Genomic DNA, 24088 nt, shown 5'->3' with positions numbered 1-24088 from the left:
TCAAAGACAAGACAGTGTTATGACTGTCGTGGTGTTAGTTTTTTCTGTTCGAGAAATTCACCGAGTCCTGTGGTTACATCAAATGGTCGACAAAAACGGCGAATTACACGCCCATCCTGCTCTAAGTCAACACATAATGGATCTGGTACAGAAACATTCAGCAAACTACCCGAACGGTTAGATTTGTCTCGGTACATTTTAAACATATAGCGATGGTTGGCTTTGAATTGGTGAATAACATGGATGGTTTCTGCCCGATCTGGAGAAATCGGATAGTAACGAATCACCACTTCATATTGTTTGGCAGGCACAGATAAATACAAACTATTGCTTTGACTTAACACCGAACCATTTAATCTCACAATTCCTTGATGAATTGCCTGATTACTAATACGACGTGTCTGTGCATCAACAACAGTAATATCATTTAGCCGTTCAAATTCGCAACTTTTTGCGCCCGAACAATATATTGCTGCATTCTGCCCCAAATTTTCTTGTTCAGCCTGCTTAATACGAACAGTATCCACTACATTGTAAGTGCTCTGACAAGCACTTAGTGTTATTGCGCACAGGCCCAACAAAAAGCTATGAGTAACGTTCCTCTTCATTGTTCAAGCCCAATCCTCATCTAGTGCATAATTTTAAGCTGTTGTTATGCTTTAGCATGTTAGCAAGAGTTTGAACACGACGCCATGACTATGTTTAAAATGTACCAAAAGGTTAATTTATCTCTTGGAATACCCAAGGACGAACCTGTTTGGTTTTTTCTTCATAAGCGCGAATTGCGTCCGCATTTTGAAGGGTTAAGCCAATATCATCCAAGCCATTTAACAAGCAATGCTTACGAAATGGATCCACTTCGAATTTAAATGCTTCACCTGTTGGTGTACGAACTTCTTGCGCAGCCAAATCAATTGTTAATTGATATCCTTCATTCGCAGCACATTCTTTGAATAATTGATCAACAATATTCTCAGATAAAATAACTGGTAACATGCCGTTTTTAAAACAGTTATTAAAGAAAATATCAGCAAAGCTTGGCGCAATAACGGTACGGAAACCATATTCGTTTAATGCCCAAGGTGCATGCTCACGACTTGAACCACAACCAAAGTTCGTACGAGCAATTAAAACTGTTGCTCCCTGATAACGTGGTTGATTCAAAACAAAGTCCGGATTTTTTGGACGTACCGAGTTATCTTGACCTGGGTAACCTTCATCCAAATAACGAAGTTCATCAAATAAGTTGTCGCCAAAACCAGTACGTTTAATCGATTTTAAGAACTGTTTCGGAATAATTAAATCTGTATCAACATTGGCACGATCTAATGGTGCAACGATACCTTGTTCAACTGTATAAGCTTTCATGGTTTGCTCCAGACCGAATTAAAATGAACGAACGTCAACAAAATGACCTGCAATCGCAGCAGCAGCTGCCATTGCCGGACTTACCAAGTGAGTACGGCCACCATTACCCTGACGACCTTCAAAGTTACGGTTTGATGTCGATGCACAGTGTTCGCCCGGTTGTAACTTGTCTGCATTCATGGCTAAACACATTGAACAACCCGGTTCACGCCACTCGAAACCAGCTTCTAAGAAAATTTTATCCAAACCTTCTTTTTCTGCTTGCTGTTTCACTAAACCAGAACCCGGAACAATCATCGCTTGCTTAATGCTAGAAGCCACTTTACGACCTTTAACTACCTCAGCAGCAGCACGGATATCTTCAATACGTGAGTTAGTGCAAGAACCAATAAATACACGGTCAAGTTGAATTTCAGCCAATGCCTGACCTGCGTTTAACCCCATATATTGATACGCACGTGTCCAGTCACTACGTTGTACGTCATCTTTCGCTTGTTCTAAAGTTGGTACAGCTTTAGATACTGGAATTACCATCTCAGGTGAAGTACCCCAAGATACCTGTGGTTCAATCTCTGCGCCATTTAACTCAACAACTGCATCAAAAACAGCATCATCGTCTGAATGTAAAGTGTTCCAATAAGCAACCGCTTGTTCCCACTGCTCACCTTTTGGTGCGTAGCTACGGCCTTTTACGTATTCAATGGTTTTGTCATCAACTGCAACCATACCAACACGTGCACCCGCTTCAATCGCCATGTTACATACCGTCATACGTCCTTCAATCGACATATCACGGAAAACTTGACCACCGAACTCAATTGCGTAACCCGTACCGCCTGCGGTACCGATTTTACCGATAATCGCCAACACCACATCTTTTGGTGTTACGCCCTTACCTAAAACGCCATCAACACGAACCAACATATTTTTTGATTTTTTCTGAATCAAACATTGTGTCGCTAAAACGTGTTCAACTTCAGATGTCCCGATACCATGTGCCAAACAACCAAAGGCACCGTGAGTTGCTGTATGCGAGTCACCGCATACCACCGTCATACCCGGTAAAGTTAAGCCTTGTTCAGGACCAACAACATGTACAATACCTTGGCGAATGTCATTAATACCGAATTCAACGATATTAAATGCTTTACAGTTATCATCTAAGGTCTGAACCTGAATACGAGACGTATCATCTTCAATACCTGCAATGCCCTGATCACGCTCTTTTTTAGACGTTGGAACGTTGTGGTCTGGTGTAGCTACGTTTGCGCTTAAACGCCACGGTTGACGACCCGCAAGTTGCAAACCTTCAAATGCTTGTGGACTTGTTACTTCATGCAATAAATGACGGTCGATATAAAGTAAGCACGAACCATCATCACGCTCTGTAACTACGTGGTCATCCCACAATTTGTCATATAAAGTTTTGCCTGCCATGTCGTCTTGCTCCATTGGACTGGGTAATTCTAATCTTTCTTCGATTATAGCCAGAGTTTTACATAAATCTAATTTATCATTTTTATAAATTAGAAAACTTTTAGGAATCATTCCTGAATGTCTTAATATCGGTCAAAATATATAAATGGGATTTGTTAATGATTATCATTTGCATAATCCATTTTTAATCTTATACTCTCATCTCTATACTAAAAATATCAAATACAGATAGAGAGAATGGTTATGGCTAATATTCAAAAATTCGTTGTTAATAATCAACGTACATTAAAGAAAACCTTAAGTTACTACATTATGCATATTACGGTAGCCATGCTAGTTGCCTACTTTGTAACGGGTAATATTTGGATGGCTTTAACATTAAGTATGTTAGAACCAACAGTACAGGCATTTGCATTTTTCTTTCATGAAAAAGTATGGGCAGCAAAAGACCGCCGTATATCAGCTTTAAGCAAAAATGAGACAACTGCTTAGATTAAGATTAATACGCTAAATCACAACTTTATAGAACGTTGAGCTGCAAGCATGATACGATTTTGGCTTGGCAACTTTAGCCTCTCTCGATTTTTCTATTCCAAGTAGAGTTGTATTATGAATCTTGCAGCCTTTGAAGCTTTTGTAAAAGTTATGGAAACAGGTTCGATCTCTGTGGCTGCGGATCAACTATTTATTACCCAACCTGCTGTCACCAAACGTATTCATAGCCTAGAAGAGTACTTTGGTGTAAAGCTATTTGAGTCGGCAGGCCGTGGGGTTCAAGCAACTCATGCTGCGCATTCATTATTACCAAAAGTTAAAAGCTGGTTAAATGAACTTCGAGATATTCACCACACGCTAAGTCATGAACAAACCCAAATACAAGGTCGTTTAAAAATCGGGACGAGTCATCACATCGGTTTGCATCACTTGCCTGCTCCGCTTAAACACTTCGTTCAGCAGTTTCCTCAAGTCACGCTAGACGTACATTTTGTTGATTCCGAACAAGCACACGAACAGGTACTTGCTGGCGATTTAGAGTTAGCATTTTTAACACTCCCGCCCTCAGGTGATGAGCGCCTTAACTATATTACGATCTGGAATGATCCTTTAGTTTTTGTAGCTGCTCCATTTCATCCCTTGGCTCAAAAAAAGAATTTGACCTTACAAGATTTAATTGAATATCCAAGTTTGCTGCCTGCCGCACAGACTTATACAGCTCAAATCACTTTAGCTGAGTTTGAAAAACAAGGCCTTAAACCGAAAATTACCATGAGCAATAACCCTCTTGAATCTATTCGCATGTTGGTCTCTATTGGTTTAGGTTGGTCAGTTTTACCAAAAACTCTGCTGAATCAAGATATGCAGCAGCTTGATTTAAATGTCGAGATGAATCGTCAATTAGGCATGGTATGGCATCCTGCACGTACTCAATCTAGAGCCATGCAGGAACTAATTAAAATGATGCAAGAATAACGGTATTAATGGCTATATTTTTTAACAAGGATATAAATCAAAACCGCGAAAGGTAGTAGTAAAAATAGAACGCCCCAACTGAAACATATGGCAGCGAAAATAATTCCGCCAAGTGCACTCATAAACAGTAAAGCAATGATATAAATAAGTAACTCACCAAAAATAGCGGTAATGAGCTGATCTATAAATTCTTGAAAGAAACCATTGCTACCTTTACTTTTAGTGCGCTTATTTTTAGTCATGCTATTTTAATTAATAAAGTTATATATTGATTAGAAATAATACTGTAAATATATACCCTTTACTCTACTATCCTTATACTTTTCGCTTAAGATTCATGATCGTGAAGAATCCATATTCAAATATAATTAAAGTCGGTTTATATATATTTATAACTTTAGCTATCTTAGTTCTAGTTACATTTATTTGGTTTAAACCGATACGTGTTATTTTCGCCCATCACCTTTCATTGTTACATTGTGATGGTCAAGTCTGTGTAGATGATCCAAAGACACAACCTCTTGCGAACACACTTTATAATCAGGCATTACAAGAAACCCAAGATAAATTAGGTGCTTTTCATCAACAGCCCACTATGGTTTTTTGCTCCACTCCACAATGTGCCAATACCTTTGGTATGGAAAAAGCAGCCGCTAAAGCGGTTGGTAATTTGGGGTTATTGGTTGCACCACGAGGCTGGAAAGATTTCTATATCACTCATGAACTTATTCATCATCGACAAGCCGAAGAATGGGGAAATATAGCAATGCTGACTAAACCTAAATGGCTGGTAGAAGGCATGGCTTATAGCTTAAGTGATGATCCACGCCCTACGTTATCAGAGCCCTTTCAGCAATGGCGGGCGCAATTCAAGCATTGGCATCAACAGAACCCTGACCCAAATATTTGGCATGTCACAGAGAAAGTTAAATAATTTATTAAAGTGCATCATCTCCGGCGAGCTGAATCTTACTATCAGCAATTTCATTCATAAATTGCTGATAGTCGTTTAGATTACGCTCTGCATATTCTTCTGCATAGGTTTGTAATACGTCTATAATCGTATCACCCTCTCCAAGATATCCTATAAGCACATCTGCATTTCCCGATTTTGCATGGGCATGCGCTAAAGCCAAGCCACAATCTTCAGCATACTTATAGAAATACTCTTCATCCATATCCTTAAGATTAAAAGAGATTTTCATATCACGTAACTGACGTACATGAAAATGTTGAGTTGATATTGAGGAAAATCCAAGAAATATATCACTTGCGGCTTGCATCAGTTGCTGTCCATGTATTACACGTTCACCTTCGTGATTTACTTTTTCTACAAATAACGGACTAAGAATTGATGGATTCGCTTCTTTCATTTGTAAAATTAACGGCTCCCGATCTGCATCCTGAAATAATGCTATGGCTGATCGTGTACCAACACTTCCAATACCAACCACTTTAAAAGCCACATCTGTACATTGATAACGATCAAAAAGGACTTGGCGATCATATTTCAAAGAGTCACGGTATTGTTTAAAGAATACGTCAACATCTTTACTAAATGGTTCATCTGCATTTGGGTGCCATAATAACGGCGCATCATCTACAAAATGACGCAAGCCTGTATCTTGGTCTTGCTGTGTAAGCTTCGGCAATACAGAGTACACCGTTTTTTTCTGCGCAGAATCAAGATCCTTTTCGCTTTTCTTTCTTAGTTTTCGGCATTCAGTATTTTCTAATAAGGTAACAGCATCAATTTTTTCATACCAAACTTGTAGGGGCGAAAGTTTCGCATTTTCCAATAAGTGCTGACGATAACTATTCAGCATTATTTTAACTGCTTTTAAACCCACTTTATCTGCAAGATTAATATCGCGTGCTGCAATCACAAAACTGGTTGCTAAACGCTTTACATCCCATTCAAACGGGGCAACTAAAGTTTCATCAAAATCATTAATTCCGAATAACAGGTTACGTTCTGGACTTGCAAAACCACCAAAGTTACTTAAATGACAATCACCACAAATCTGTTGAAATAAACCTGAATTTAGTGGCTCCCACACTTGGTCAAATAGCATCAAAGAAGGCATGCCACGATAAAATGTAAATGGTGAAACGCTCATCCGTTTTGCACGAATCGGTTTGAGTTTTTCTAAACGTCCTTGGTTACTCCAATCATAGATCGTTAAAGCAGTTGTTCCTTCTGGCCGTTCAGAAAGTTTTGAAAGTTGTTCAAGCGGTACTTTTTTCCGTTGAGTCTTACCTAATTTAAAACCCTCACTTTTACTCAGTAATTTTCCTTGATAGCTATGACGTGTTAAATCAATGCTTTGATTATTCCAAAGTTGTTCTGGTAATTTAATCTGTGGTGTTTTTGACATTATTACCTCTTTTTTTAAATTTATTTTTATTGAACTTATCAATATTTATTTTTGGATTAGGATTTTCATGGGATATAAAAAGGATGATTTAAACCTAATGAATTAAGAGTTGGAAAACCTTAAATACCGTATGGGTCTTCCAACTCTACAATCTTAAATCGACCAGTCCTGAATTTCCCAGTTATGCTCTTGAGCTAACTTTTCTAGACGATCATCAGGATTTACAGCAATTGCATGTGTTGCATATTCAAGTAAAAAACGGTCATTGATTGAATCTGAATAAGCCCAAGACTCAGACACACTGCGTCCAGCCAACCAATCGTCAAGACGCGCAAGCTTACCTTTTTGATAACATGCCAAGCCCGCAACTTTACCTGTATATTTGCCATCAACAACTTCGGCATTGGTTGCTAAAATTTCAGTAATGCCAAATTCACGGAAAATCGGCGCCGTAATAAAATCACTCGTTGCCGTAATACCCACAATGGTATGGCCTAAATCTTGATGTTTCTTAATCGCCTCAAAACCTTTAGGACGCATTTGAGGGCGAATTACTTTTTCCATAAACAACTGATGAAGCTCAGTTAAATAGTTATTGTCATGCTTAGTTAAAAAGCCAAAAACAAATTCATTATAAGCATAGGGGTCAAGTTGCCCAGCTTTGTAATCTTCATAAAATTTATCATTCATCTGACGATGATGAACCGGATCAACCAAACCTTCATTGACTAAAAATTCACCCCAAGAATGGTCTGAATCGGTATTTAACAAGGTATGGTCTAAATCAAACAACGCCAGTTTCATGAAAATTCTCGTTTAAACTGAAATTTAAGAAAAAAAATGTAAATCTATCTCCGCTAGTCGATAGAAATTCGTTAAGATCGTAACAATTTAAACATTTTACTTTGATCTTTTCGAGCTGGACATAAAAAGTTGTTGGTCCCCGTGGTCAAAGTCAACGATATAGACAAATATTTAGGTAGCCAAATGATCGACTCAGAAGGTTTCCGACCGAATGTCGGGATCATTTTGGCAAACGATGATGGACAGGTTTTATGGGCAAAGCGCATTGGTCACAATGCTTGGCAATTTCCACAAGGAGGCATCCAGTTTGGAGAAACCCCTGAACAGGCACTTTTTCGAGAACTGAGAGAAGAAATCGGCTTATTGCCCGAACATGTCCAGATTATTGCGCAAACCAAGGGATGGCTGCGTTATCGTTTGCCACATCGGTACATTCGGTCAGACTCTGACCCCGTATGTATCGGACAGAAACAAAAATGGTTTTTACTGAAGTTAACTGCGCCTGCAAAAAATATTCAGTTGAACCTCTCTGACCCGCCCGAATTCGATGAATGGCAGTGGGTTAGCTATTGGTATCCTCTTGGTCAAGTGGTGAACTTTAAGCGTGATGTTTACCGCAAAGCCATGGTGGAGTTGTGTACACAGTTGCCTATGCAACAATTACCCTAAAAATCATTTATCTAGCAAATGATTTTTATTAAAAGTGCTGTTATAAATACATTCATAGTCTAAAAAATACTGGAGTATACATCCATGTCAAACATGCAACTCGACACTCTAAGACGCATTGTCCAAGAGATTAATGCGTCCGTGAGTTTGCATGAATCGTTAGACATTATGGTCAATCAGGTTGCTGAGGCCATGAAAGTGGATGTTTGCTCTATTTATTTACTCGATGAACGCAATCAGCGTTATGTCTTGATGGCCTCAAAAGGCTTAAATCCAGAATCTGTTGGACATGTCTCATTGCAGTTAGGTGAAGGCTTGGTCGGTCTGGTTGGGCAACGTGAGGAAATCGTTAACCTTGATAATGCCCCAAAGCATGAGCGCTTCTTGTACTTACCCGAAACGGGCGAAGAAATTTATAACTCATTCCTCGGCGTACCTGTCATGTACCGTCGTAAGGTTATGGGTGTTTTAGTCGTCCAAAATAGACTTCCTCAAGATTTTAGCGAAGCAGCCGAGTCCTTTTTAGTTACGCTATGTGCACAGCTTTCCGGGGTAATTGCACATGCTCACGCGGTTGGTAATATCGATGTATTTCGTAAACCAAGCAATGGACCTGCCTATAAAACCTTCCAAGGCGCTTCAGGTGCAGGCGGTGTTGCTTTAGGCCGCGCTATCATTTTATATCCACCTGCCGATTTGGGTGCTGTCCCTGACCGTGAAGCAGAAGATATTAGCCATGAACTTCGCCTTTTAGATCAAGCGATCTCATCAGTTCGTTCAGAGATTCGTTCTTTAGACGAAAAAATGCATGATTCACTCATGGCAGAAGAACGCGCTTTATTTAGTGTTTTCTTAAGAATGCTAGATGAAAATGCATTACCCGCAGAAATTAAAGATCTGATTCGTGATGGTCATTGGGCACAAGGTGCTGTACGTCGTGTAATTGAAAAGCACACTGCCCTATTTGCGCAAATGGAAGATGACTATCTTCGCGAACGCGTTTCCGATCTTAAAGATTTAGGCCGACGTATTTTAGCGTGTTTACAAGAAGAAGATTCTAGCCACCGTGAACTCAGTCCAGACAGTATTTTAATTGGTGAAGAAATTAGTACTGCTGCGCTCGTCGAGTTACCGGTCGATAATATCGCTGCTATTGTAACCTCAGAAGGTGCAGCTAATTCACATATGGTGATTGTGGCACGCGCATTAGGTATTCCAACTGTAGTTGGTGTTACTGAACTGCCTGTAAATACGCTTGATGACGCGGAAATGATTGTGGATGCCTATCAGGGTCGTGTTTTTGTGAACCCTCCACGTCGTTTACGCCAACGCTATAAAGAAATTCAAAAAGAAGACGAGCAAATCGCAAAAGATCTCAAACAATACGAGACCAAAGAAGCGATTACTCCTGATGGGGTTTCTGTTCAACTATTTGTAAACACAGGTCTCATGATTGATGTTGTTCGCGGCGTACAACGCGGCGCGCAAGGTGTAGGTCTATACCGAAGTGAAATTCCATTCATGTTACGGGAACGTTTCCCGGGTGAAGAAGAACAACGTGCAATCTACCGCCAACAGTTGAGTCACTTTGCCAATAAACCAGTGGTAATGCGAACCCTCGATATTGGTGCCGATAAAGATTTACCGTACTTTAGTATCGAAGAAGAAAACTCAGCATTAGGATGGCGCGGTATTCGTTTTACACTCGATCATCCAGAGATTTTCTCAGCACAAATCCGAGCAATGCTCAAAGCCAGTATTGGTTTAAATAACTTGCATATTCTATTGCCAATGGTGACAACAGTAAGTGAAGTCGAAGAAGTACTTTATTTACTTGAGCGAGACTGGATAGCCGTGCAAGAAGAAGAGCAAGTTAAAATTACTAAACCAAAAATCGGGATTATGGTAGAGGTACCAAGTGTACTGCTACAAATTGATGAGTTTGCTGAACTTGTCGATTTCTTCTCGGTTGGTTCAAATGACTTAACTCAATACTTACTTGCGGTAGACCGTAATAATCCGCATGTGGCTAGCGTATATTCACACTTCCATCCATCTATTTTGCGTGCGTTGACTCGACTGGTGAAGGAATGTCACAAATACCAAAAACCGGTAAGTATTTGTGGTGAGATGGCGGGTGACCCATTATCAGCAATCTTACTAATGGCAATGGGCTTTAATACTCTTTCTATGAGTTCAAGCAATATCTTGCGTGTGCGTAAAGCAATTTGCCATGTACCAATGACAGATGCGCAAAAGTTACTTGATGATGTCATGAAAATGAATAACCCGCTTATTGTAAAAAGCTGGCTTGAGTATTACTTTAAAACGCATGGTTTGGCGGATATGGTTAAATCTAACCGCCTTGTCACCGTATAAATATTTAAAAAAGGAGAGTTTTAACTCTCCTTTTTAATTGAACTAGTTTTAGTTTTTTCTTTTTTCAAATCCCCATTTACCGTACTCAACAATTTTGCTTAACCCTTAAAATCGATTTTACCTATTAATATAGACAATTTAATCCATTTGAAAAATAAACAATCAAATTTTAGTATATTTAAAGAACGAAATTGAAAGATATTGCGATGTTTCAATGATTAAGGAGCTCATGCCATGCATCATTATTTGCAAAAGTCGAACCATTTTCCCTCTTGTTTTTTAGCCTTCATGCAGTAAATTGAAGGAATAATAAACAAAGGAAACTCATGTATTGTTGAATAAAAATGATGAGCTGACATAACAGTGAAAAATTTTTAAAACGGTTTATCTCACCACTTGTTTCCTCATTTCTTTATTCGATAAGCATCATTTTTTTAACCCAGAAGTCCAGGAAAATGAGCTTTCGGTTCCATTAAGAGCTCAAATAAATATTACCCAGAGAGAATATAATCATGTCAAACGAATCAAAATGTCCTTTTTCAGGTCATAACTCAAAACCGCAAGTAACAGTCGGTGGTGGCACGACTAATTTGCACTGGTGGCCAAATCAATTACGCGTCGACTTACTCAATCAACATTCAGAACGCTCTAATCCACTTGGTAAAGATTTTAATTACCGTGAAGAATTTAAAAAAATTGACTACTACGCACTTAAAGCGGATATCAAAAATGTCTTAACCGATTCCCAAGATTGGTGGCCAGCCGATTGGGGAAATTACACAGGCTTATTTATTCGTTTAGCATGGCATGCTGCCGGCACCTACCGTATGGGTGATGGCCGTGGTGGTGCGGGTCGTGGTCAACAACGTTTTGCGCCTTTAAATAGCTGGCCCGACAACGCAAGTTTAGATAAAGCACGCCGTTTACTATGGCCTGTTAAACAAAAATACGGTCAAAAAATATCATGGGCTGACTTATTTATTCTTGCCGGGAATATTGCACTTGAGTCTTCTGGCTTCCGTACCTTTGGTTTTGGTGCAGGCCGTGAAGATGTTTGGGAACCAGACAACGATGTAAACTGGGGCGATGAAAAAGAATGGTTAGCTCACCGTAACTCTGAAGCTTTAGCTGGCAGTAATCTTGCGGCAACCGAGATGGGACTAATTTATGTAAACCCTGAAGGCCCAGAAGCTAGCGGTGACCCAAGATCAGCTGCGCCTTTTATTCGCGCGACTTTCGGCAACATGGCAATGGACGATGAAGAAATTGTTGCTTTGATTGCAGGCGGTCATACTTTAGGTAAAACTCACGGTGCAGCCTCTGCTGACCATGTTCATGCCGATCCAGAAGGCGCTCCAATTGAGCAAATGGGCTTTGGCTGGGCAAATAGCTATGGCACAGGTGTGGGTAAAGATGCGATCACGTCAGGTTTAGAAGTGATTTGGTCACAGACACCAACACAATGGAGCAATTACTTCTTTGAAAACCTATTCAAATACGAGTGGGTACAAGAACGTTCACCTGCTGGTGCAATCCAATGGGTAGCAGCAGATGCTGAGGCAATTATTCCTGATCCTTTCGACCCGTCAATTAAACGTAAGCCAACAATGTTGACTACAGATTTGACTTTACGTTTTGACCCTGAATTTGAAAAGATCTCTCGTCGCTTCCATAACGACCCTCAAGCTTTCGCAAATGCTTTTGCTCGTGCCTGGTTCAAATTAACTCACCGTGATATGGGTCCAAAAGCACGTTATTTAGGTCCTGAAGTCCCTGCTGAAGATTTAATTTGGCAAGACCCATTACCGGCCGCTAACGCTATTCCATCTGCTGCAAGTATTGCTGATGCAAAAGCAAAAATTGTTGCATTAGGATTATCTGCCGGTGAGTTGGTTTCTCTTGGTTGGGCATCAGCATCAACATTCCGTGGTGGAGACAAACGCGGTGGAGCAAACGGTGCACGCATTGCTTTAGCTCCTCAACGTGGTTGGGAAGTCAATAAAAAAGCTGTTGAGACTTTAACTAAAATTGAAGAACTCAAAGCATCAACTCAATTATCATTGGCTGACTTAATTGTGCTTGCAGGGAACATCGGTGTAGAACAAGCTGCTCAGGCGGCAGGTTTCAACGTTAGCGTACCATTCGCTCCTGGTCGTGTAGATGCATTACAAAGTCAAACTGATATCGAAACTTTCCAATTACTACTCGGCGCTGCTGATGGCTTTAGAAACTGGAAAAAACAGGGAGTCAACACACCAGCTGAAATCTTATTGATTGATAAAGCTCAGCAACTGACTTTGACTGCACCAGAGTTAACTGCATTAATTGGTGGTTTACGTGTACTGGGCACCAATTGGGATGGTTCACAGCATGGTGTATTCACTCAGCAAGTCGGTGTACTTAGCACAGATTTCTTTACAAACTTACTCGACATGTCGAATGTATGGGCACCTGTTGATTCAACAAGTGAAGTATTTGAAGGCAAAGATCGTAAAACAGGTGCAGTTAAATTTACTGCAACACGCAATGATTTAGTCTTTGGTTCTAATTCAATCTTACGTGCATTGGCAGAGGTTTATGCTCAAGCCGACGGTAAAGAAAAATTTGTTAAAGACTTTGTTGCAGCATGGACAAAAGTCATGAATCTTGACCGTTTTGACTTAGCTTAATTTAAGTCGAAATAATAAAAAGCCAGTTCAATTTGAACTGGCTTTTTTAATATAAAAACCATAGGCTTTTAGACAGTCAATTTATGCCCTTCTCGAATACAATAAAAGGGATTAGCAAGTTTTGATGAAGCTTTAATAGCTTGAGCTAAAGCATGTTCAGGGTCTTCCCGATCTTCATCTGTTAACTGGAAAGTTCGATAGTGAATCGCAACAGAACGATGCGCTTGTAAATCCAAATGTGCATGAACTGCATCTTGAGGGTTCATGTGAACGTAGCTCATTAGTTTACGAGGTTCATAAGCTCCAATTGGAAGTAAAGCAACACGTGGTGCGCCATAACGTGCATGTATCTGTTTGAAGTGTGCTGCATAGCCAGTGTCACCAGCGAAAAAACAATGACCTGTTTTTGCTAAAACCGAAAAACCACCCCAAAGTGCTTTATTTTGATCACGTAAGCCCCGCCCCGAACCGTGCTGAGCAGGTGTATAGACAATTCTTAACTCATGATAAGGAATTTCTTGCCACCAATCCATTTCAATGACATGGAAATCTTTAGGCAAGTAAAACCCGTTGCCAAGCCCTGTATAAATCGGCATCGCAAATTTCTTGTGCAACCATTCAAGCGTTGCCAAATCCATATGATCATAATGATTATGGCTCAGTAAGACTCCATGAATAGTGGGCAACTGTTCCAAAGCAAAACCGGCCGGGCATACACGGCGTGGTCCACGCCCATGCAACGGACTCGCATAATCACACCAAACCGGGTCGGTAATAAAGTTATATGGTCCAATTTGAATGAGTACAGTAGCGTGACCTACAAACCATACTTGCCAATCATCTAAATCCGCATGAGGACGGTTCTGTGGTAAGGCAATTGGTGTATTCACACGAGTTTCGTATTCACCTTGAATATCAACATTCCATGTATAAGATTCACGAGTGACTAACCAACGCAATAATTCTTTCGATCCTCGTGCAGGCGATCTAGGCTGCTGATTATAAAAACGGGTGTCGTTTTCATGGCCCAATTCAGGATGACAAAAAGGCGGTTTTATCCATGTATGCGTCCAACAGGACTGAGTCGGCAATTGATAAGTTAATGTCGGCTTGTCTTTCATGGGCTTATTCTATGGTTGTAGCATCAGGAGGATGATTCATTCAATTTTCTATCTTAGCGATTTAAATAAATTAAGCTATGACACTTACACTTATTTATCATATAAATATCCCTTTATTTTTGTCGCCGCCGACATACACCAATCTAAAGTGCCACAAAAAAATGTTTAGATGTGTTGAGTTTGTGATTCGTTACTTACAGTTCTTATTAAAAGCTACTGTATAACATAACAATAGTATATAATAAGTAATCTACAGCTAAAGCATGAACTACTTTTATCTTAGTTATTCAATAAATCTTTTAAATTGCTTAATTTTATCAACTTTTATCGATGCTTGATAAACTAAAAAATAGAGCAATATAAGTGTGATACATTTACTATAAAAATACTTTCCAAAATTTTTCGCTAAAAAAATCAACACCTAAATCTCTGCATTAATAATAGATTTTTTCATAATATGAGAAAACTTTAAGTGATTTTTAAAAAAGAAATTAAAATTTCCTATGAAAATTTAAAAAAAACAGTTAATAATCGGCAATTAATATATTTTATAAATTAATAATTAAGAAAAATTTCATATTAATTTAATAATGATTTATAAATTTTCATTTATTTTATAAATATCTAAAGCATCTTCACGCTATATAGTTTTATGCTTTATACTTTACTTAAATCATAGTAAGACATTTTTTGGATTAGTCTTATGGAATTACGCCATCTTCGATATTTCATCACTGTTGCTGAAGAATTAAATTTTAGTAAGGCCGCTCTAAAACTCTATACTGCTCAACCCTCCCTTAGCCAACAAATTAAAGATTTAGAAGAAGATGTCGGTGTACGACTTTTAAACCGCACAAAACGTAAAGTCGAGTTAACTGAAGAAGGTGAAGTATTTTTAGAACATGCCCGTTTAACACTTGCTCAAGCAGATAAAGCTGTAGCGATGGCACGTCAAGTCTCAAAGGCCAAACAACAATTATTACGTATTGGTTTTGTCCCCATTGCAGAAATGAAAATTTTCCCGTACGTACTTCCAAATCTACGATTACAACATCCTGACCTGACCATTGAACTATCAAGCTTAAATAATACAGAACAACTCAAAGCATTAAAAAGAGGTGAACTCGACATCACCTTCACTCGTGATAATACCGAAACCGATGAAATCCAAAGCCAATTTGTTTTAACAGAACCATTAATTTTTTTATTACCTAGAAACCATCCTTTGGCTAAATATGAACGCATTCCTGTAAAAGCTTTACACGGTATAGATTTTATTATTCCTGCCGCCGAACAATCGAATACGCTGCACAATACTATTTTAGAATTTACTAAAACTCATGGTATTGATCTGAATATCGTACAAAAGGCCGATAGTATTTTACTCAATATTAATTCTATTGGGTCAGGTCTAGGTTGTACGATTTTACCAGCCTATGTTGCACCTCTAGGTGTATCAAATACAGTAGTTCGCCCTTTGGATGTGGATTTACCTTCTTTAGATTTATTTGTCAGTTATCGTAAAAATACAGAATCTGTAGGTGTTAAAAGATTTATTGACCAGCTCAATAAAGTGTTTCATCTTGATAAGAATCTCGATTAAATACGACAAATTAAAGTTAACTTTATTTGGCAATAATAAATTAGTTAGAAAATCTAAATTAAAGTATAAAATAAATGAGCTTAAGATTTATTTTATACTTTTGATCCATTATTTAAATTGCGATAATTTTTTATATTTTAGCTTATCAAAAATATTATTTAAAAAGACAATCAAAAGTATAAACAATATATAAAACTTAATGTTAAATTAACCAAATAGTAAAAAAATAGTTTTTACGGCATAAGGAGAGTCGAGTAAATGTTGGGACTATTAAAGCATTTGGGGCGTAGCGTAAAAAACCGACCTCACTTCTTTATTGCTTTATTCGTTGGCGTTATTGCCGGAATTCTATTGACTTGGTTTACCTCATGGAAATGGTCTACTATTTTATTAGTAAGCTGGAACGGTTCGATTGGCCTATATTTATTGAATGTTTTCAAACTTATGAAAAATGCTGATCACTCTCAAATGCAGCAGCAAGCTAAAAAACAAGATGAAAGCAAATGGGTCATTATGCTGATTGTTTTACTTGCAATTTCTATGTGTCTAGTTGCTATATTAGTACAGCTGTCTCAGCTTCCTTCTGACCATTATGCAAAATTAGGACACGTTGCTTTAGCTTTACTTACCATTGTTTCAGCATGGCTTTTTATGCACACCGTTTTCGCCTTGCACTATGCACATGACTTTTACATGGCTTTATCCAGAAATGAAGAAAGTGGTGGATTAGATTTTCCAGGGACCAAAAATCCAACATATCCTGATTTCTTATATTTTAGTTATATTATTGGTACTTCAGCACAAACAGCAGATGTATCGGTTACCACTAGGCATATGCGTTTGCTAAACTTATTTCATTTCGTTCTGGCATTTGGCTTTAACACGACTATTTTAGCAATTTGTATTAACGTCGCTGCGGGTTTTATTAGCAATTAAAGCTTTTGATTAAAAAACAAAAAGCCACCTTAAAAGGTGGCTCGAAGCAGCATAGGTTTACAATAATCCGCCCATACTGCTTTGTTTTAGCCCTTCACGTTGTTTAATCGTTTCAACATAACGTGTAATGGTAGGGTGTGATTCAATCGTGTTCATTTTCAATTGCCATAACAACATCGCGCCCACGCTGACATCTGCTGCCGTAAACTGTTCACCACATAAGTATGGATTAGCCTCACTCAGCCCTTGAATCAAAGCTTGGTAAGCATCGTTGTAATCACCATAACTCACAAACATTTTTTGCTCAGGAGATACTTTTATTCCTAGAGCTTTATCAACGCCAGCAGCTTCCCAAGGTCCAGCCATCATAAATAACCAACGATAGTACAAACCACGCTTCGGATCATTCAAGGCTGGTGCCAAGCCTTTGTCACTAAACTTGTCCGCAAGATATGCGCAAATTGCCCCTAACTCATAAATAACAACATCGCCATCTACCAATACAGGTACTTTTCCAAAAGGATTAATTTTTAAATATTCTGGTGACTTCATCTCGGTTCGGTATGCAACTTCAATACGTTCACATTCAACACCAAGCTCGACTAAAAGCCAGTCGATCACTACACCACGCGATTCTTTGTTAGTATAAAGTTTAAGGCTCATTTTTATGGCTCCTTGTTTATCGTGGTTCTAGTCTACAAATATCTGTTGTCAGTTTTTGTCAGTAGTCTGCGATTCTTGTGCCCACCACTGCTGGAAGAGTTGCTGCTTAAATGATGGATATAATTCTTGGGTTAAACTTAAGTGTTGAATACGATCCATTCTAAAATGTCGAAAGTCTTGTCTTAATTCACACCATGCGGCCAACACAATTTTGTCATTAAAGTATCCCAAGGCAAAAGGCCACAAGATTCGAACACTACTTCGTTGTTGTTCATCCTGATAATGCATCGTAATTTTGACTTGCTGCCGAATGGCTAAACGTACTTGTTCAACCTGATTTTTATCTACAGGCAGCCATGTGTTAAACGCTCTTAAGGTTGTTTGCTGTAATAAATATTGGCGATGTTCAGGCAGAACAGAATTTAATTTAGCTAAGATTGATGTAGAAGCCGATTGTAAAGATTGATCGGGTACACTCTTCAACCAATACAACGCCAGAAAAATAGCTTCAACTTCATTTTCATTGAGCGTCATTGGTGGCAATACTATGTCTTCTTTAAGCTGAAATCCTAAACCCGCTGATGCATCGATTCTCACACCTTGGGCACGTAGACTATCGATATCGCGGTAAATACTACGAACACTAATTCCCATACGCTCAGCCAAGACTTGTGCAGTCACTGGATAACGGGATTCACGAAGTTGCTGTAAAAGATTTAATAAACGAATAGAACGGCTCATTTTTCTCGTCTTATTGTTATTGGACATACAATAAGAGGGAATAAATTCCCCCTTCTTATATCATTCTAAATTACGCTACATCTGCATTAGAGAGCTTTGCATACTCTCTTAAAAAGTTGTGCAGTTCAGGTACATCTTTAGCAATCGTTAAAGGCTGGAACTGTTGTAGAACTTCGATTGAATGCACACCATAGCCAACACCAATACGTGGCATACCTAAACGCTGTGCCATCTCAAGATCATAGCTACTATCACCAATCATTATGGCACGCTCGACGCTTACCCCTGTTACATTCAAAATTTCCTGCAACATAAGCGGGTCTGGTTTTGAACGGGTTTCATTGGCTGCTCGAGTAACATCAAACAGATGAGTACTTTGTGTTTTTGCAATCACACGGTCTAATCCACGGCGGTTTTTACCCGTTGCGACTGCAAGTTTTAAACCTTGAGCTTTTAAGTCATGAAGTAACTCAGAAATACCTTCGAACCATGCATCATTTGTCGAGTTGGCAATATAGTGATCGCCATATGCTTTTAAAATCGATTCATGTAGCTCTGGTGTTTCCGGAAATAAAGTTTGCATTACTTCCGGTAAACCTAAACCGATAATACTTTTTGCGGCTTCATCCGTTAGCGTTAACTCATGCTGCTCGGCCGCATGCTGTAAACTTGCCACAATCTGACCAACAGAATTATATAAAGTACCATCCCAGTCAAAAATCACTAATTCGGTTTTCAGACTCATTTTGCTACTCTCAAAGCCTCTAATAACTGGGTCATGTCTTCTGGTAACGGTGCTTCAATCGTTGGATAACCCGGAATATCTAAACGCATGGCATGCAAACACAAACGGCGTGCTTCAGGCCCCGCATAAGCAGTGTTGTGACCATATTTATCGTCACCCAGCAAAGGATGTCCAATACTTAAACCATGTACACGAATTTGATGGGTACGACCTGATAAAGGCGAAGCATGAACCAGTGTGGCATTTTTAAAGCGCTCTGCAACCACCCATTCGGTTTTACTTGGCTTACCTTCTTTAGATACACGTACGCGACGCTCGCCATTTGCTAACTCATAGCGAAATAGAGGAGCATCAATGAGTTGTTTATCAAGACTTACCTGACCTTTTACAATAGCGGCATAGGTCTTACGAATTTTGTGTTCACGCAACATATCTTGTAGCAACTTTAAAGTGCTACGCTTTTTACTAATCATGACCAGACCAGAAGTGTCACGGTCAATACGATGAATCAGTTCTAAATATTTTTTACCTGTTGCCGCGCGTAGTGCCTCAATCAAACCATACGCCATGCCACTACCGCCATGTACGGCAATACCTGAAGGTTTATTTACAACTAATAGGCCTTCATCTTCGTAAACCACACGGCTTAATAAACCTTGAGCTACACTGTCGCTTACAGGAACAGCAGTTTCATCTTTTTGTTCATAGCGAATAGGCGCAACGCGAATCTGGTCCCCAATTGTAAGTTTGGTCTCGGCTTTAATACGTTTTTTATTCACGCGAACCTGACCTTCACGAATCAAACGATAAATTCGACTCTTTGGTACACCCTTCAAACGTGAAAACAGGAAATTATCGATTCGTTGTCCTGCTTGATGCTCATCCACCTCAAACCAAGTGACACTTTGCCATTGCTGTGTAGAATTCATACTAATATTTAAACCTGAAATTTTACGAAATTTGATTAATAAATGACCGATTAGCTTAGTTTTTTCACAAGAAATCTAAGCTTAGCCCATAGGCAGATGCTGCAAGGTTTGATATAGTCAGCGCACGGATACCACCGTAAGTGAACATCTAAAGGGAAATTTTCCTGATTGAAACCTCAATCAAAATGATGCTTTCATCACCAGCTCGGACAGGTCCTAAAGAATTATGCCGACGCCGAAGGCTTATTATATCGGCAAAATGACAAACTGTTGCGTTTAATTCAGTTTGTTCAAAAAAATATGTTACCAACTCTAGTTGGTTATGGAACGTAAACTGATACACATCAGACAAATCGCTCCTTAATGTTGCCTTCAGGCTAAAGCGTTGATGCATTGGAACTGCCGAAAGCACCGATACGATGAGCATTCCGTATCAAACTTCCAATAAAGAAGTCACTTCGCGCCCAATGACAGTGAAAGTCATTAACCAATGCACCGCTCACCCGCCAGTGAAGCAAAAGGGAATTCCGATTTAAAGGTTGAAGCAGTATTGCCTACATCACAGACGAGAATCGAAGCTAAGGCTAAATGTAGCCGGTAACAGATGACTCAGACCACAAGTATTTTGAGATCTGGGAAATGATCCGTCATGTTCGATGTTCGTTCAGAACCTTTAAGTTTGTTTGGTTTGTTTGTGTGAGTCACTATTAGGTGTCACACCCATGAAACGTATGTTGATTAATGCAACTCATGCCGAAGAAGTTCGCGTTGCACTTATCACTGGTAATCGTCTTTACGATTTTGATTTAGAGAATCGTACCCGAGAACAGAAAAAATCCAATATCTATAAAGGCCATGTCACCCGCGTAGAACCTTCATTAGAAGCTGTTTTTGTTGAATACGGCGCAGGTCGTCAAGGCTTCTTATCTATGCGTGAAATTGCGAACAGCTATTTTCAGGCAGACCCACGTCAAACTTCAAACATTCGTGAACTTATTACTGAAGGCACAGAGCTTTTAGTTCAGGTTGAAAAAGAAGAACGTGGTAATAAAGGTGCAGCCCTTTCTACTTTTATTTCTCTTGCAGGCCGTTATTTGGTTCTTATGCCAAACAACCCGAAAGGTGGTGGTATTAGCCGTCAAATTTCAGGTTCAGTGCGTGAAGAGTTAAAAGAAATTTTAGCGTCTTTAAATGTACCTCGTGGTATGAGCGTTATTGTACGTACCGCTGGTATTGGCCGTACTCAAGAAGAATTACAACTCGACTTACAACACTTGCTTGACCTTTGGGCACAAATTCAAAGTACAGCAAGCTCAGGCCCTTCTCCGATGCTTGTTCATCAGGAAGCTGGCGTTGTAACACGTGCGATTCGTGATTACTTACGTGATGACGTTGCTGAAATCTTAATTGATAGTGAACAGGCTTATAACGAAGCATATAACTTTGTTAAAGCAGTTATGCCACGTCAATTAGACAAATTAAAAACTTATACTTTAAACGAGCCATTGTTCGCTCATTTTGGTATTGAAAGCCAAATTCAAACTGCTTACGAACGTGAAGTAAAACTTCCTTCTGGCGGTTCAATCGTAATTGACCAGACTGAAGCTTTAGTTTCAATCGACATTAACTCTGCGAAATCAACTCGCGGACATGATGTTGAAGAAACTGCACTGAATACAAACCTTGAAGCAGCAGAAGAAATTGCTCGTCAACTTCGTCTTCGTGACATTGGCGGTTTAGTTGTCATCGACTTCATCGATATGACTAAAGAACGCAATCAACGTATGGTTGAAGCAAAACTTCGTGAAGCAACCCAAAGCGATCGTGCCCGTATTCAGTTCGGTCAGTTGTCTCGTTTTGGCTTAATGGAAATGAGCCGTCAACGCTTACGTCCATCGCTTGAAGAAGCAACAGGTTATGTATGCCCTCGCTGTCATGGTACAGGCATGGTTCGTGACTTACGTTCACTTTCTCTTTCAATCATGCGTAAAGTTGAAGAGATTGCTCTTCGTGAACGTCATGGTGAAGTTCAGGTTGAAGTTCCAGTTGAAATTGCAGCCTTCTTGCTTAATGAAAAACGCCATAGTTTGGTGTATTTAGAGCAAACTTCTGGTGTACGTGTAACAGTATTACCTCACCCGCACTTAGAAACTCCACATTACGAAATCGCTTATAACCCAGATGGTTTTGCTCCATCTAGCTATGAACGTACTGAAGCAACTCGCTCTAGTGAGAAAGAGTTAGGTTATGAGTCTTCTGAATGGCATTTAGAAGAAGCAGATCATGCTCATGTAACAGCCCCTGCTTCAAAAAATGGTTCTGCTCAGAAAAAGACAAGCCATACAACTCAACCTGTAGTACAGCAACCTGCAGCTCAAAAAGCAGCAAGTCCTTGTGCATGGTTAGAAAACTTATTTGTTCAAAAACAAGCGCAAACTGTTGATCAATCTCGTTCAGCACAAAACGCTGCTGCTGCGATTGAGCAAATGGTAAATACGGGTGCTGTTAGCCGTGGTCAGTTCGGTCAAGTAGCCGTACCTGCTGTTGCAGAAGTTGCACCAGTTCAAACAAATAACGCTTATATTTCACAGTCACCTGTGAAACAAGAAGTTCGTGAACATGTTGAAAAAGACGATAAATCTCAGCAACAACGTCAGAACAACAAAAAGCGTAAACATAAAGAGCAACGTGAGCAGCATCACCAATCTCATGAACAGCAACATCAAGTGCATGAAGAAGTGGTTCAGTTGTCACGCCAAGAGCAACGTGAGTTAAAACGTCAGCAAAAACGTCAACAACAGCAAGATCAGCAACATCAAAATAATGATGTACAACAAACTGAAAATGTTGTTCCACGTCGTGATCGCAATAATCAACAGCGTCCGAACCGCCCAAATCGCCACCGCGATCCAAGCGTATTAAATGAAAATCAAAATACGCCGGCACCAGTTGTTGTTGATGAAAAACAAGTTAAAGTTGATGTGATTGATGCGCCTAAGCATGATGTCATGAACACTGCTTTAATTATTAATGTTGATCAAGGTCAAAGCGAGATTGTGGCGCTTACACCTGAACGCCAAGTTGAGCGTGTTGAGTCTGCTCCTGCTGAAGTTGCTCCGGAGTCAACACCAGCTCCTGTTGCAGAAGAGAAAGCAGTTGTTGCTGAAGCAAAAAATGAAGCTCAGCCAACTGAACAAGCTGCTCAGCCACAAATCCAACGTGCTAGCAATGACCCACGTATGCGTCGTCGTCAGCAACGTGAGGCTAAACAAGCCAAAGCTGCTGTGCCATCTATTGCGCCATCGCAAATACCAACTTTGGCACAACACACGATTGGTAGCTTAATTCGTCATGTATATGGCGAAGACTGTACCGTATTGATTGAACAATTTGGTTTAGTACCAACGTTTAATCGTGCATTGCAAAAGTTTGCAGAACAGTATGCAAGTACTTTAGTGGTTGAAGTAACTTCTGAAACAGAAGAGAAAAAGCCTGTAACTCGTGATGCAGAACTTCCAAGCCATAAACCGGCTGAAGAAGCAGAACCAGCACCAGTACTTCCACTTACTCCATCGCAAACACCGACTCCACGTGTTGCAAATGACCCGCGTGAACGTCGCCGTTTAGCAAAATTAGCTGCGGAGCAAGCATTTGAGCAAGTGAAACAACAACATTCTGCTCAAGAAGAAGTTGTAACTCCTGCTCCTGTAGCAGAAGAAACTGTTGCTACTGCACCAGCTGAAACACAAGCTACTGCTGAACCAGAACAGCAACCGCTTGAACTTAATCAGTCAACTGAAGTTGCACAGCCTGAAGCTGCTCCTGTAGAAGAAAAAACTACAGAAACAGTAGCTGAAGCTCCTGTAGCAAAAGAACCTGCGCCATCAAAAGCAACAAGCAAAGCGAAAGTAGCTCCTGAAGAAACAGCGGCTCCGACTGAAGCGGCAGCTGATGCTGAAACAGAAGACGCTAAAGCCGACAAGGATAAACCAAGTCGTCCTCGCCGTCCTCGTGGCCGTCCGCCAAAAAAAGCTAATCCTGTAGCTGAGTAAGCCATTTGCTCAATTGCAGCTAATTTAAACAAACCTAGTCATTTCGATGACTAGGTTTTTTTTGTTATTTTTAACCAATTAGGTTGATTGCACTAGAAGAAAAGTTTTAAAAGCATGGTGAACC

The 24088-nt window shown here is 39.7% G+C and carries 20 protein-coding genes; 9 read left to right on the top strand and 11 right to left on the bottom strand.

Annotation, left to right across the window (positions count from 1 at the left end; translation table 11 throughout):
- Positions 1–17: 17 nt before the first annotated feature.
- The 3 genes from ABLC00_RS02290 to leuC all read right to left on the bottom strand — a co-directional run bounded on the left by ABLC00_RS02290 (position 18) and on the right by leuC (position 2805).
- Entirely contained in the window at positions 18–608 is a 591-nt protein-coding gene (locus tag ABLC00_RS02290) for a hypothetical protein (protein ID WP_004710709.1), read from the bottom strand.
- Between the two features lie 112 nt (positions 609–720).
- Positions 721–1368, bottom strand: a complete 648-nt coding sequence (gene leuD, locus ABLC00_RS02285) for a 3-isopropylmalate dehydratase small subunit (RefSeq protein WP_004883413.1) — start codon at positions 1366–1368, stop codon at positions 721–723.
- Positions 1369–1386: 18 nt separating this feature from the next.
- Positions 1387–2805, bottom strand: a complete 1419-nt coding sequence (leuC, locus tag ABLC00_RS02280) for a 3-isopropylmalate dehydratase large subunit (RefSeq protein ID WP_002053327.1) — start codon at positions 2803–2805, stop codon at positions 1387–1389.
- A gap of 237 nt (positions 2806–3042) precedes the next feature.
- Here leuC and ABLC00_RS02275 point away from each other — a divergent pair, with 237 nt between their 5' ends.
- Both ABLC00_RS02275 and ABLC00_RS02270 read left to right on the top strand, forming a co-directional pair.
- Complete coding sequence (locus tag ABLC00_RS02275) at positions 3043–3297, top strand: DUF2061 domain-containing protein (protein WP_000244901.1); 255 nt, start codon at positions 3043–3045, stop codon at positions 3295–3297.
- Between the two features lie 117 nt (positions 3298–3414).
- On the top strand, positions 3415–4275 hold the full coding sequence (locus ABLC00_RS02270) for a LysR family transcriptional regulator (RefSeq protein WP_001046500.1): 861 nt from the start codon (positions 3415–3417) through the stop codon (positions 4273–4275).
- Between the two features lie 5 nt (positions 4276–4280).
- Here the strand turns inward: ABLC00_RS02270 and ABLC00_RS02265 are convergent, their stop codons facing one another.
- Positions 4281–4517: a hypothetical protein gene (locus tag ABLC00_RS02265; RefSeq protein ID WP_006580478.1), complete on the bottom strand. Its 237-nt coding sequence runs from the start codon at positions 4515–4517 to the stop codon at positions 4281–4283.
- A 95-nt stretch (positions 4518–4612) separates the two neighbouring features.
- Here ABLC00_RS02265 and ABLC00_RS02260 point away from each other — a divergent pair, with 95 nt between their 5' ends.
- Complete coding sequence (locus tag ABLC00_RS02260) at positions 4613–5209, top strand: hypothetical protein (protein ID WP_020992382.1); 597 nt, start codon at positions 4613–4615, stop codon at positions 5207–5209.
- A gap of 4 nt (positions 5210–5213) precedes the next feature.
- Here the strand turns inward: ABLC00_RS02260 and ABLC00_RS02255 are convergent, their stop codons facing one another.
- Both ABLC00_RS02255 and ABLC00_RS02250 read right to left on the bottom strand, forming a co-directional pair.
- On the bottom strand, positions 5214–6653 hold the full coding sequence (locus tag ABLC00_RS02255; RefSeq protein ID WP_033846412.1) for a DUF2252 domain-containing protein: 1440 nt from the start codon (positions 6651–6653) through the stop codon (positions 5214–5216).
- A gap of 153 nt (positions 6654–6806) precedes the next feature.
- On the bottom strand, positions 6807–7457 hold the full coding sequence (locus ABLC00_RS02250) for an HAD family phosphatase (RefSeq protein ID WP_002053378.1): 651 nt from the start codon (positions 7455–7457) through the stop codon (positions 6807–6809).
- Between the two features lie 183 nt (positions 7458–7640).
- Between ABLC00_RS02250 and ABLC00_RS02245 the strand changes: the two genes are divergently transcribed.
- The 3 genes from ABLC00_RS02245 (at position 7641) to katG (ending at position 13174) form a co-directional block, all read left to right on the top strand.
- Positions 7641–8126 carry an RNA pyrophosphohydrolase gene (locus ABLC00_RS02245; protein WP_000567255.1) on the top strand — a complete coding sequence of 162 codons (486 nt, stop codon included), beginning with the start codon at positions 7641–7643 and terminating at the stop codon, positions 8124–8126.
- Positions 8127–8210: 84 nt separating this feature from the next.
- The gene (ptsP, locus tag ABLC00_RS02240) at positions 8211–10505 is read left to right on the top strand and encodes a phosphoenolpyruvate--protein phosphotransferase (RefSeq protein WP_004710729.1); all 2295 of its coding nucleotides are present in this window, start codon (positions 8211–8213) and stop codon (positions 10503–10505) included.
- A 512-nt stretch (positions 10506–11017) separates the two neighbouring features.
- Complete coding sequence (katG, locus tag ABLC00_RS02235) at positions 11018–13174, top strand: catalase/peroxidase HPI (protein ID WP_002053304.1); 2157 nt, start codon at positions 11018–11020, stop codon at positions 13172–13174.
- A gap of 68 nt (positions 13175–13242) precedes the next feature.
- On the opposite strand, the gene ABLC00_RS02230 is transcribed toward katG, so the two are convergent.
- Entirely contained in the window at positions 13243–14295 is a 1053-nt protein-coding gene (locus ABLC00_RS02230) for an MBL fold metallo-hydrolase (RefSeq protein WP_004710732.1), read from the bottom strand.
- A gap of 703 nt (positions 14296–14998) precedes the next feature.
- Between ABLC00_RS02230 and hcaR the strand changes: the two genes are divergently transcribed.
- Positions 14999–15898: a DNA-binding transcriptional regulator HcaR gene (gene hcaR, locus ABLC00_RS02225; protein WP_002053339.1), complete on the top strand. Its 900-nt coding sequence runs from the start codon at positions 14999–15001 to the stop codon at positions 15896–15898.
- 258 nt (positions 15899–16156) lie between these two features.
- Positions 16157–16834 carry a DUF1345 domain-containing protein gene (locus ABLC00_RS02220; protein WP_004710735.1) on the top strand — a complete coding sequence of 226 codons (678 nt, stop codon included), beginning with the start codon at positions 16157–16159 and terminating at the stop codon, positions 16832–16834.
- A gap of 57 nt (positions 16835–16891) precedes the next feature.
- Here the strand turns inward: ABLC00_RS02220 and ABLC00_RS02215 are convergent, their stop codons facing one another.
- The 4 genes from ABLC00_RS02215 to ABLC00_RS02200 all read right to left on the bottom strand — a co-directional run bounded on the left by ABLC00_RS02215 (position 16892) and on the right by ABLC00_RS02200 (position 19912).
- The gene (locus ABLC00_RS02215; protein WP_002053331.1) at positions 16892–17497 is read right to left on the bottom strand and encodes a glutathione S-transferase family protein; all 606 of its coding nucleotides are present in this window, start codon (positions 17495–17497) and stop codon (positions 16892–16894) included.
- A 48-nt stretch (positions 17498–17545) separates the two neighbouring features.
- A complete protein-coding gene (locus ABLC00_RS02210; protein ID WP_033846411.1) occupies positions 17546–18238 on the bottom strand; it encodes a YafY family protein in 693 nt (230 codons plus the stop codon).
- A 70-nt stretch (positions 18239–18308) separates the two neighbouring features.
- The gene (locus tag ABLC00_RS02205; protein ID WP_004710739.1) at positions 18309–18983 is read right to left on the bottom strand and encodes an HAD-IA family hydrolase; all 675 of its coding nucleotides are present in this window, start codon (positions 18981–18983) and stop codon (positions 18309–18311) included.
- Positions 18980–19912 (bottom strand): RluA family pseudouridine synthase, encoded by a 933-nt coding sequence (locus ABLC00_RS02200; protein WP_033846410.1) that lies wholly within the window; start codon positions 19910–19912, stop codon positions 18980–18982. Before ABLC00_RS02200 ends, ABLC00_RS02205 begins: the two co-directional genes overlap by 4 nt.
- Positions 19913–20634: 722 nt before the next feature.
- Here ABLC00_RS02200 and ABLC00_RS02195 point away from each other — a divergent pair.
- The gene (locus ABLC00_RS02195) at positions 20635–23964 is read left to right on the top strand and encodes an Rne/Rng family ribonuclease (protein ID WP_033846409.1); all 3330 of its coding nucleotides are present in this window, start codon (positions 20635–20637) and stop codon (positions 23962–23964) included.
- Positions 23965–24088: the final 124 nt, after the last annotated feature.

The sequence above is a fragment of the Acinetobacter nosocomialis genome, assembly GCF_041021905.1.
In the GTDB taxonomy this organism is placed as follows: Bacteria; Pseudomonadota; Gammaproteobacteria; order Pseudomonadales; family Moraxellaceae; genus Acinetobacter; species Acinetobacter nosocomialis.
The sequence above is the reverse complement of the archived record's forward strand: the minus strand, read 5'-3'. Positions and strand labels throughout refer to the sequence as shown.